This is a genomic window from Flavobacterium sp., assembly GCF_028712645.1.
Classification (GTDB): Bacteria; Bacteroidota; Bacteroidia; order Flavobacteriales; family Flavobacteriaceae; genus Flavobacterium.
Genome location: NZ_JAQTPQ010000129.1, coordinates 1 through 10347 on the forward strand (window position 1 = coordinate 1; position 10347 = coordinate 10347).

Annotated in this window: 13 protein-coding genes; 11 read left to right on the top strand and 2 right to left on the bottom strand. The window is 32.0% G+C overall.

Annotated features, from left to right (window positions below; genetic code table 11):
* The 6 genes from PHC28_RS10855 to PHC28_RS10880 form a co-directional block, all read left to right on the top strand.
* A partial coding sequence (locus PHC28_RS10855) for a hypothetical protein (RefSeq protein WP_300100022.1) occupies nucleotides 1-175 on the top strand: 175 nt, incomplete at its 5' end.
* A gap of 78 nt (nucleotides 176-253) precedes the next feature.
* Entirely contained in the window at nucleotides 254-979 is a 726-nt protein-coding gene (locus PHC28_RS10860; RefSeq protein WP_300099990.1) for a TIGR04255 family protein, read from the top strand.
* Nucleotides 969-1418 carry a hypothetical protein gene (locus PHC28_RS10865; RefSeq protein WP_300099993.1) on the top strand — a complete coding sequence of 150 codons (450 nt, stop codon included), beginning with the start codon at nucleotides 969-971 and terminating at the stop codon, nucleotides 1416-1418. The genes PHC28_RS10860 and PHC28_RS10865 overlap by 11 nt, the downstream gene beginning before the upstream one ends.
* Nucleotides 1419-1433: 15 nt before the next feature.
* Nucleotides 1434-1985, top strand: a complete 552-nt coding sequence (locus tag PHC28_RS10870) for a hypothetical protein (protein ID WP_300099996.1) — start codon at nucleotides 1434-1436, stop codon at nucleotides 1983-1985.
* The gene (locus PHC28_RS10875; protein WP_300099999.1) at nucleotides 1982-2671 is read left to right on the top strand and encodes an HAD family hydrolase; all 690 of its coding nucleotides are present in this window, start codon (nucleotides 1982-1984) and stop codon (nucleotides 2669-2671) included. The genes PHC28_RS10870 and PHC28_RS10875 overlap by 4 nt, the downstream gene beginning before the upstream one ends.
* Nucleotides 2668-3297 (top strand): chloramphenicol acetyltransferase, encoded by a 630-nt coding sequence (locus tag PHC28_RS10880; protein ID WP_300100002.1) that lies wholly within the window; start codon nucleotides 2668-2670, stop codon nucleotides 3295-3297. Before PHC28_RS10875 ends, PHC28_RS10880 begins: the two co-directional genes overlap by 4 nt.
* Nucleotides 3298-3386: 89 nt before the next feature.
* Here the strand turns inward: PHC28_RS10880 and PHC28_RS10885 are convergent, their stop codons facing one another.
* Nucleotides 3387-3815: an HRDC domain-containing protein gene (locus tag PHC28_RS10885; RefSeq protein ID WP_300100005.1), complete on the bottom strand. Its 429-nt coding sequence runs from the start codon at nucleotides 3813-3815 to the stop codon at nucleotides 3387-3389.
* A gap of 24 nt (nucleotides 3816-3839) precedes the next feature.
* The gene (locus PHC28_RS10890) at nucleotides 3840-4172 is read right to left on the bottom strand and encodes a single-stranded DNA-binding protein (protein ID WP_300100008.1); all 333 of its coding nucleotides are present in this window, start codon (nucleotides 4170-4172) and stop codon (nucleotides 3840-3842) included.
* Nucleotides 4173-4399: 227 nt separating this feature from the next.
* Here PHC28_RS10890 and PHC28_RS10895 point away from each other — a divergent pair, with 227 nt between their 5' ends.
* From PHC28_RS10895 to PHC28_RS10915, 5 genes are all read left to right on the top strand, one after another.
* On the top strand, nucleotides 4400-4750 hold the full coding sequence (locus tag PHC28_RS10895) for a hypothetical protein (RefSeq protein ID WP_300100011.1): 351 nt from the start codon (nucleotides 4400-4402) through the stop codon (nucleotides 4748-4750).
* Nucleotides 4751-4768: 18 nt separating this feature from the next.
* Complete coding sequence (locus PHC28_RS10900) at nucleotides 4769-7165, top strand: M28 family peptidase (protein WP_367278021.1); 2397 nt, start codon at nucleotides 4769-4771, stop codon at nucleotides 7163-7165.
* Between the two features lie 231 nt (nucleotides 7166-7396).
* The gene (locus PHC28_RS10905) at nucleotides 7397-8530 is read left to right on the top strand and encodes a DNA cytosine methyltransferase (protein WP_300100014.1); all 1134 of its coding nucleotides are present in this window, start codon (nucleotides 7397-7399) and stop codon (nucleotides 8528-8530) included.
* Complete coding sequence (locus PHC28_RS10910) at nucleotides 8520-9536, top strand: restriction endonuclease PLD domain-containing protein (protein ID WP_300100016.1); 1017 nt, start codon at nucleotides 8520-8522, stop codon at nucleotides 9534-9536. The genes PHC28_RS10905 and PHC28_RS10910 overlap by 11 nt, the downstream gene beginning before the upstream one ends.
* Before the next feature lie 141 nt (nucleotides 9537-9677).
* Nucleotides 9678-10347 (top strand): NAD-dependent epimerase/dehydratase family protein (locus PHC28_RS10915; protein ID WP_300100019.1); only part of this gene is annotated, 670 nt, incomplete at its 3' end.

Here is a 10347-nt window from a genome sequence, read left to right on the forward strand (position 1 = left end):
TAAACCTGAAGATATTATTGGAAAACGAGTTACTGTTTTAGTGAATTTGGCTTCAAGAAACCTTCGTGGCGTAGAAAGTCAAGGAATGATTCTGATGACCAATAACGCGGAAGGGAAATTGGTTTTTGTAAATCCTGATGCCGATGGTGTTGGGAATGGAGAGACTATAAATTAAATATAATTTTTTGAGATAAAATTTGTTTTTAAATAAAAGAATAATACTTTTATATCATATTAACATATTAATTTTTTAATGGCTACTTTTTTAAAGTTAGAAAACCCACCAATTAAAGAAATTATTTTCACAATTTCATACAATGAAATAATTGATAATGATGGATTGCAAAGATTTGTAAATGAACCTAAAATCAAAGATGATTTTAAAATCGTTCATAAATCAATAAAAAAAGAAATTCATATTAATAGTTCTAGTGATAGTGCTAAATTGTCTAGTCTTCATGATGGATTCATTATAACTTCTCCTAATAAAAAAATAATTCAAATAAAAAAAGGATCATTTTCATTTCACAAAGTTGATGGCTATTGTTCTTATCAGGAATTGTATGAAAATATGATTGAATATTGGGAATTATTAGATAAGTCTACATTAGACGATTTAATTGTTAATAATATTTCTGTACGTTATATAAATTTAATCTTAAAAGATGAGTCTGAAAACAGCCAAGATTTACTTACTATCTACACAAAAAATGAATTTGAAGAAGAAATCTTAAATTTTAGAAATTATATTTCTTTTAAACATAAACTAGATAAAAGTTTACAGATAAATATTTTTACTGCTAATGAAGAAAATCAAAATGGAATTGTATTAGATATAACATTAACAAAATCAATTATACAAAAAAATTCATGCAAAGATTTTTATGAAGACTTGCAAGGATTTAGAAATATAAAGAACGAAGTTTTTTTCAAATGTCTTACAAAAAACACAATTAAAAAATTAAATCATGTCAAATAATTTAGATTTTATCATTTCTGATTTAAGATTATCTGAAGCGCAATTTTATGACAGTAATAAAATCCTAGTAGATAATGAATCTTCTACGTTTAATGGCTTATTTCATAAAAATATTCAAGAAATTTACAACACTATAATTATACAATTTAATAATAGTATTTCAGATTTTCAAAAAGAAGTACTAGCCAATCTATTTGATAGTTTTAGTTATATTTCAAAAGAGATTGACCCATTACGCCTTAACTTTAAATTTGCATTTAATGAAGACGAAGAATTAATTATTTATAGAAAAACAGAGAATTCAATTGTCAATTTAATTATTCATCCCTATGATGATATCGCAGTATCAATCATTAAAAAAAATGGAGAAAAAAAATTACAATTTTTTCAAATAAATGATGATTTAGAAAAAATATCTCTTTTATTCTTTTCATTCTAAATCTTAATTTCATTTATGAATTGTGATTTAGATCATATACCTGAAAGATTGCATCAAAACAATAATCCCCTAATTGAAAATTTTTCAATAGGGGAATTTTTGTATAGAAGATGCGATAAAGAAGATTTATCAAATCCATACTTAAAAATATCTTTAACCGAATTGTCTCACAATAGATCATTAAATGGTAATAACAGAAGTTATCCAAATGATGTGCTTTTTGATATTAAAAAAGATAATAACACAAAAATTATTCCTGACAAAGTTGTTTGCAATCTAATTATAAAATCACTTAATGATGATTATAAATATATAAAAAAATTTGAGGAAACAAAAACTAACATTGTATATAATGCTGTTCTATGTTTGCTTCATCAACCTGAGCCCTGTATGTATCACCATTGCGTTTTTAGAATTATACTAGATGGTGTAATTATAACTTACGATAATTACAAAACCACATTAAACAAGCTTAATAAAATAAAAACAGCAATCAAAACAGAAATAGCTTCTATGATTTATACTGGAGAAATAGATCAAAACAGAGAAATAGAATACAACCTATGAACCTAAAAGTAATTGCCTTCGACGCTGACGATACCTTATTTGTCAACGAACCTTATTTTCAGGAAACGGAACAAAAATTCTGTGGTTTGATGAGCGATTATTTGTCAAAACAAGGCATTTCGCAGGAACTTTTCAAGGTTGAAATCGACAATTTAAAGATTTATGGTTACGGCATCAAGGCTTACATTCTTTCGATGATTGAAGCGGCGATGAAGATTTCGAACAACACCATTCCCGTTGAAGTTATTGAAAAAATCATCGCATACGGCAAAGAATTACTCGAAAAACCAATCGAATTATTGGATGGTGTTGAAGAAACTTTGCAAGCTTTGCACGGAAAATACAAACTCGTTGTCGCCACCAAAGGCGACTTATTAGACCAACGCCGAAAATTGCATAATTCAGGTTTAGGGCATTATTTTCACCATATCGAGGTGATGTCAGACAAACAGGAAAAAGATTATACGGATTTGTTGAAACGTTTGGAAATTCAGCCAGAGGAATTTTTTATGATTGGCAACTCACTGAAATCGGATGTTTTGCCGGTTTTGGCTATTGGTGGTTATGCTGCACATATTCCGTTTCACACCACTTGGGCACACGAAAAAATTGATTTTAAAGTGGAACACGACAACTTTTACACCTTCGAAAAAATGATTGATGTATTGAAAAAATTACAATCGTGAAAACTCTTTTAGATATAGAAAATTGGAACCGAAAAGAACATTTTCTGTTTTTTAAACAATTCGAAGAACCTTTTTTTGGAATTACCACAACCATCGATTGCACAAAAGCATACGTAAAGTCCAAGCAATTGGGAACTTCCTTTTTTGTATATTATTTGCACAAAACCATTGCTGCTGTAAACACGATTGAATCTTTTCGCTACCGAATAATTGACGACAAAATTTATATTTTTGACACCATTGATGTTTCGGCAACGATACTACGTGACGACGAAAGTTTTGGTTTTTCATTGATTGAATATTCTCCATATTTTGATGTTTTTTCGGCAAACACTTTTGCAGAAATTGAAAGAATAAAAAAAACTCCCGGACTTTTCACAAGAGAATTTCCTAGCGAAAACGTGATTCATTTTTCGGCGATTCCGTGGGTCAATTTTACCTCGCTTTCACACGCCAGAAGTTATACTTTCCCGGATAGTTGTCCGAAAATTTCTTTTGGAAAAATGATGATTGACGATAATGGAAAAAGAACAATGTCAATGTCAGTTCACGTACATCACGGATTAATGGATGGTTTACACGTGGGACAATTTGCAGATTGTTTTCAGGAATTGATGAATGAATAGGTTATAGTTGGAAATAAAAAGTCGCAATTTACAAACAAATTATTGCTGCAAACTGCGACTAAATAAGGAAGACTTGCTAATTTAAAATGCTACAAAGCATTTAAAAGAGAAATAATATCATCCCCGTAATTTAAAGTTCTTCTTTCTCCAAAACTTCTTATGTTTTTCAACTCGTCCAAAGTTTGTGGTTTTATTTTCGTAATAGAAATCAAGTGAGAATTATGGCAAATTCTAAAAGCTGACCATCCTGATTCTTTTGCCAGATCGTTTCTCCACTGTTTCAACGCAGAATAGATTTTCTTTTCGTCAAGCGATAATTCGCTCTCATCGACGATAAATTTATTCTCTTTTTTGGGTTCATAGAAAACTACTGCCGACCAAAAATCAACCGTTCCAGTTGTCACAAAATTAGTTGATGTAAGTTTTATCTCGACAGAGTCTAGAAATTCATTCATTCTGTTTTGATCTTCCTGACAATGTTCTTTATTAAGACGAATATTAAAAACTTTGATATTCATAACTATACTATTTGAAAGTTAAAACTATTTTCCTAAAAGCAAAATATCATTCACTACTACTTCTGTAATATATCGTTTTTCACCGTTTTTATCATCGTAACTTCTATGTGTTAGTTTCCCTTCGATGGCAATTTGAAGCCCTTTGGTTACGAATTTTTCGATTATTTCGGCAGTTTTTCCCCAGGCAACTACTTTGTGCCATTCGGTTTGTTCTACTTTTTCTCCTTTGTCGTTTTTGTAACTATCGTTTGTGGCGATGCTCAAATTAGCTACTTTTTTTCCTCCATCAAGATTTTTGATTTCAGGATCGTTACCTACGTTTCCGATTAACTGTACTTTGTTTTTCATTGCATTCATGGCGTGTAAATTTAAATTGTTAGTATATGTTTTGTTGAAAGATTCGTTCAAATCAACAGGGCAAAGATGCGATGACTCTAAAAATTTATTCGGTTGATAACTACTTACTTTCGGTTGTAGTTATTTGTAACCGTTTGTAAATGGAAATTAATTATTATATTTGGTTGAATTTTAGGAATTTACTATCAGCTTATCTGTGAGAATCATTCACATAAAAGTACCAAACTATGGACAAAACCTGCCTTGAATGTGGAGACAAAATTGTAGGTCGCGAAGACAAAAAGTTTTGCAGCGATGGCTGTCGCAACGCCTATAATAACAAAATAAATAAAGACAGCACTAATTTTATGCGCAACGTGAACAACAAATTGCGCAAGAATCACCGAATCCTATCAGCATTGAATGTCGATGGAAAAGGAAGAACTACCAAATCAAAACTATTAAGCAAAGGATTCGATTTTGAATTTTTCACCAATATTTTACAAACCAAAACTGGAAACACCTACTATTTTGTTTACGACCAAGGGTATCGTGTTTTGGAAGATGATTATTATATGCTTGTCAAAAAAGAAATTTAAAACCCAAATCACCTTACGATGAAAAAGAATTATTTCTCCCTTATTTCTATTCTATTTACCCTTGCAATTCTTGCATTGCTGTTCTACACAATGATGCCGCAAGGGATAACTACCAGTAGTGTTCCTCTTTCGGAATTTTCGACCCAAAGAGCTTTTGAACAAGTGAAAAACATTTCAAAAGAACCTCATTTTGTAGGTTCAGAAAATCACGGATATGTTGCCAATTATTTGGTAAAAGAATTGCAAAAAATGGGTTTGGAAACTTCCGTTCAGGAAGGTTTTTCTTTTTCAGATTGGGGAACCTTGGCAAAATGCAAGAATATCTTGGCTCGAATAAAAGGAACAGACAGCGACAAGGCATTGCTCCTTCTTTCGCATTATGACAGTGCTCCACATTCGGCTTCCCACGGCGCGAGTGATGCTGGTTCTGGCGTGGCAACAATTCTCGAAAGTGTTCGTGCGTTCGTTTACAACAAAAAATCCCACAAAAATGACATCATAATTATGTTTACTGATGGTGAAGAAACTGGGTTAAATGGTGCCGCGCTTTTTGTGACGGAACATCATTGGACAAAAGAAGTAGGCTTGGTGCTGAATTTTGAAGCACGAGGTTCTTCGGGTCCAAGCTATATGTTGATGGAAACCAATGGAGGAAATGCTGGATTAATAAAAGATTTTGTCGAGGCAAATCCTAAATATCCTGTGACCAATTCACTAATGTATAGCATTTATAAAATGCTTCCTAACGATACTGATTTGACTGTTTTTAGAGAAGAAGCCAATATTCAAGGTTATAATTTTGCGTTTATAGATGGTCATTACAATTATCATTCTGCGCAAGACGATAGCAACCATTTGAGTAAAAACACGCTCGAACACCAAGGAACTTACTTGATGCCGTTACTAAATTATTTTTCGAATGCCGATTTAAAAACAACTCAATCTACGGAAGACGATGTTTATTTTACGATTCCTTATACTTTGGTAAATTATCCATTTGACTGGGTTTTGCCAATGGTGATTCTTGCATTTGTCCTTCTTCTTGTTTTGATTTTCATCGGAATTGCCAAACGAATTTTATCATTCAAGGAAATTGCCAAAGGATTTATTCCGCTATTCGGTTCCATAATCGTTTCGGGATTAATTACCTTTTTTGGATGGAAATTGTTGTTAAAAATGTATCCGCAATACAATGATTTGCTCAACGGATTTACCTATAACGGTCACGATTACATTGCGGCTTTTGTGTTGCTAAGTTTGGCAATTTGTTTTGCTTTTTATCAAATTTTATCCAATAAAAAAGTAACGATGAGCCATTATATTGCTCCATTATTTATTTGGATTATCATCAATTTGGCAATCGCGTTGAAACTAAAAGGAGCAGGATTTTTGATAATTCCAGTTTTTGCAGGATTAATAATGCTGTTTTCATTCATCCTTACCCAAAAATCAAATTGGAAACTAAACCTCTTCTTCAGCATTCCCGCTTTGTTAATTATTGCACCATTTATTCAAATGTTCCCTATAGGTTTGGGATTAAAAGTGCTTTTCGGAAGTGCCATTCTTACTGCATTGGCATTTGTATTATTACTACCCGTTTTTGGTTCGTTTAGACGAAAAGGACTTTCGTCATTAATACTGTTTTTAGTAGCAATTGGATTTTTCGCAAAAGCGCATTATAATTCGGATTATGAATTAGGGAAAGCCAAATCGAATAGCTTATTATATGTTTTGGATGCTGATACAAACAAAGCTTTTTGGGCAACTTATGACACCAACCTTGACGAATGGACAAAAGCCTATTTGGGACAAAATCCGAAAGATGCCAAAGAATTAAATTCACTTCCTTTGCCAAGCAAATATAAATCTGGCTTTAGTTTTATGGCTGATGCGCCAATGAAAGAACTGGCGAAACCCACTGTCGAATTCCTGAAAGACAGTATCGCTGGAAATAATCGCTATGTGAAAATCCGAATTACACCCAACAGAAAAGTAAATCGGTATGATGTTTTTGCCAATGAAGGTTTGGTTTTTCAAAATTTCAAAGCAAACGGCTTGTCGGTTTTAGGTCAAAAAAGCTCTAAATACGAACGAAAAGGGAAACATATTCTAAGTTATTATGTGGTGGATCAACTTCCGCTAGAAATCGAATTCAACATTGATGCTTCAAGTATTTTAGATTTGAATTTAATGGAAAGTTCTTTCGACTTGATGAGCAATCCTTTGTTTTCGATAACAAAAAGAAATGACTGGATGATGCCAACACCTTATGTATTGAATGATGCCGTAGTTATCAAAGAAAAAATAAAACCAAGTGCTAAAATAGTGGAAGTAAAACCTTTGAACTCCAGAATTCAATATGCAGTAAAAAAAGATAGTTTGACGGTTTTGAAAGACAGTTTGAAGAAGCCGTAATATGTGGTCACAAATTGTGATGACATAAAAATTAAAATATGCGGTCACAATTTGTGACCGCATATAAACAAGTCACAATAAAAATTTATACAATCTGCATTCTACAGAAACAAAGAATAAATCATTAATTTTTCTTTTTAACTACCGTTGACAACTTATTTAATAACTAAGTTTTCTAGAGCAAAAAAAAGCTATTTTTGTTCCTAAATTAGCAACAAAAATTCAATTAATATGCGTTTAAAAAGCACCGTAAAAAATACATATGTTTTAGAAGCTGAAAATACGCTTACTTTAGTTGAAGAGCCACAAATAGAAATGTTTGTTGAACACCACAATTATACATTTACTCCAAAAAATGGAGCATTAAAAAATCCTTATACTGTAGTTTCGCTATTTTCAGGTTGTGGTGGTATGGATTTAGGATTTTATAAAGAAGGATTTAAAATTCTTTGGGCAAACGACATTGACCCCATTGCTTGTAAAACATACAAAAGAAATATTGGCGACCATATTGTAGCAGGAGACATAACAAAAATAGATTATAATGAAATCCCAAATTGTGATGTTTTACTTGGAGGTTTCCCTTGTCAAGATTTTTCAATGATTTGGAAACGTGGTGGAATTACAACAGAAAGAGGAAATTTATATCGCAACTTTGTAGATTTAGTACATCTAAAAAATCCAAAAATTTTTATTGCTGAAAATGTAAAAGGACTTTTATCTGCAAACAAGGGAAAAGCAATAGAACAAATAGTTCAAGATTTTTCATCTACAGGTGAATTTGGTTATAATATTACTGTAAACCTTATAAATTTTGCAGACTATGGGACACCGCAGTTAAGACAAAGAGTTTTAATTATCGGAACAAGAAAAGACTTAAAAGAAAAATTTACAATTCCAAAACCTACACATACACAAGAAAATTATGTATCAGCAAAAGAAGCATTGAATGGTGCTGAAAAAGTTAAATTTAATAATGAGCATCAAAACATTCAACCTTCCACAATTGAAAAACTAAAACTAATTCCTGCAGGCGGTAATTTTTCTGACATCCCAAGAGATTCACCCCATTATGTAAAAGGAATGATTTCACACGTTTACCGAAGACTACATCCCGACAAACCTTCAACTACTATTATTGCAGCTGGTGGTGGCGGAACTTGGGGTTACCATTATGACGAACCAAGACCATTGACAAATAGAGAAAGAGCAAGACTTTTCGGCTATCCTGATGATTTTGCTTTTGTTGGTTCAATTACAGAAGTTCGTAGACAAATTGGGAATTCAGTTGCTCCTATCGGAATTCAAGTTTTTGCAAAACATATTAAAAAATTCCTAACACAAGTTGGTGCAAATGTTCACTAATACAGAAAACTTCGGAGGAAATTTTAAAAACGTTTTAAAACAAGAATTTAAAACTTCAAAAAATATTGTTGTAGCTTCAGGTTACGCATCTGCCGACGTACTTAAAGAATTCAAAAATGAATTTATTTTAATTGCCGAAAATGGTGGTAGTGCTAAATTATTACTTGGAATGGCTTTTTATGAAGGTTTAAGCCAAACAAAACTAGATATTTTAAATTCGCTTTGCATAGACTTAAATAAACTCAATAAAAATTCTGGAGTTTATGTAACATATACAAGAAAATATCACGGTAAAGTTTACCTCTTTGACAATGGCACGCAAGACAATATTTTTGTTGGTTCCTCAAATTTCTCTTCAAGTGGTACGTCTGGGAATATTGAATGTACTGTTTCTGTAAATGATACTTCAACTAAAAGTAAAGTTAAAGATTTTTTATCGTATCTGTTATCAGAAGAAAATTCTGTTTCAATCTTAAAGGCAGACATTGTAGTACCTGGTTCAAAAAAATACAAAGAAAAAATTTCATTAGTTACCCTTGACAATTTAAAACAATACGACCCAACCTCAATTGACATATCAAAACTTCCTCAATTTATTTATCCATTAGACAGAATTGCAGAAAAGGAAAAATCAAGTCTTAATGTTTATTTTGGCAAAGGTCGTTTAAATACAAAAACGGGACACATTAAACCACGACCTTGGTATGAAATTGAATTAATAGCAAATGTAAAACTTTCATCAAATCCTTTGTATCCAAAAGGAGACTTTGATGCTTATACAGATGATGGATATATAATTCCTATGAGAACTCAAGGAGACTATCATAAAAACATACGCTCTAAAAAAAGTTTGCAAATATTTGGAATGTGGATTAAAGGTAAACTTCAAAAAGCTGGGGCATTAATACCTTTAACTCCTGTAACAAACGATACTTTAATGACATACGGCAATGACACATTAACTTTTGCAAAAATTGCTGATGGAAAATATTATATGAAATTCTAACATATTGACTGATAATAAAACAAAAAAAGCAGCAAAATTTCGTTAAACGAGCAGCACAAACAATGAAACCTGTGTTGAAAGGTTGCCTACACAATTTCCTCCATTATTTAAACTACTTTTGAGGACTCTATTAAATTCATAATGACACAAATTAGCATTTTAGGTTGCGGTTGGTTGGGTTTGCCATTGGCGAAAGCCTTGCTGCAAAATGTGTTTTCAGTAAATGGTTCTACAACTTCAAACGAAAAACTTTCAATATTAGAAAACTCGGGAATTCAACCGTATTTAATTGCGCTTGAAAGCCAAAGTATTTCAGGAAATATAGAAGGTTTTCTGGAAAACTCTAAAATTTTAATTGTCGATATTCCACCCAAATTAAGAGGAAATTCGAATGATGATTTCGTTGGAAAAATCAATACTTTAATCCCATTTATAGAAAAATCTTCAATCGAAAACGTGTTTTTTATAAGTTCCACTTCGGTTTATGGTGACGACAATTCAATTGTAAACGAAGAAACAGAACCTCATCCAGAAACCGAAAGTGGCAAACAATTGCTACTGGCAGAACAACTTCTGCAAAGCAATTCTAATTTTAAAACTACCATTCTTCGCTTTGGCGGATTGATTGGCGAAGACCGTCATCCCATAAAATTTTTGGCAGGACGAGAGAATTTGGAAAACCCCAAAGCTCCAATTAATTTAATTCATCAAAAAGATTGCATTGGCATTATTCTGGAGATTCTTCGGCAAACTCAGAATGACAAATCGGTTTGGAATGAAAGTTTCAATGCGGTTGCTCCTTTTCACCCAA

Bases quoted from the DNA above. Each gene is read 5' to 3' on its own strand.
- PHC28_RS10860 (WP_300099990.1), top strand. From the start codon at position 254: ATGGCTACTTTTTTAAAGTTAGAAAACCCACCAATTAAAGAAATTATT.
- PHC28_RS10895 (WP_300100011.1), top strand. From the start codon at position 4,400: ATGGACAAAACCTGCCTTGAATGTGGAGACAAAATTGTAGGTCGCGAA.
- PHC28_RS10865 (WP_300099993.1), top strand. From the start codon at position 969: ATGTCAAATAATTTAGATTTTATCATTTCTGATTTAAGATTATCTGAA.
- PHC28_RS10885 (WP_300100005.1), bottom strand. From the start codon at position 3,815: ATGAATATCAAAGTTTTTAATATTCGTCTTAATAAAGAACATTGTCAG.
- PHC28_RS10905 (WP_300100014.1), top strand. From the start codon at position 7,397: ATGCGTTTAAAAAGCACCGTAAAAAATACATATGTTTTAGAAGCTGAA.
- PHC28_RS10900 (WP_367278021.1), top strand. From the start codon at position 4,769: ATGAAAAAGAATTATTTCTCCCTTATTTCTATTCTATTTACCCTTGCA.
- PHC28_RS10875 (WP_300099999.1), top strand. From the start codon at position 1,982: ATGAACCTAAAAGTAATTGCCTTCGACGCTGACGATACCTTATTTGTC.
- PHC28_RS10910 (WP_300100016.1), top strand. From the start codon at position 8,520: ATGTTCACTAATACAGAAAACTTCGGAGGAAATTTTAAAAACGTTTTA.
- PHC28_RS10890 (WP_300100008.1), bottom strand. From the start codon at position 4,172: ATGAATGCAATGAAAAACAAAGTACAGTTAATCGGAAACGTAGGTAAC.
- PHC28_RS10870 (WP_300099996.1), top strand. From the start codon at position 1,434: ATGAATTGTGATTTAGATCATATACCTGAAAGATTGCATCAAAACAAT.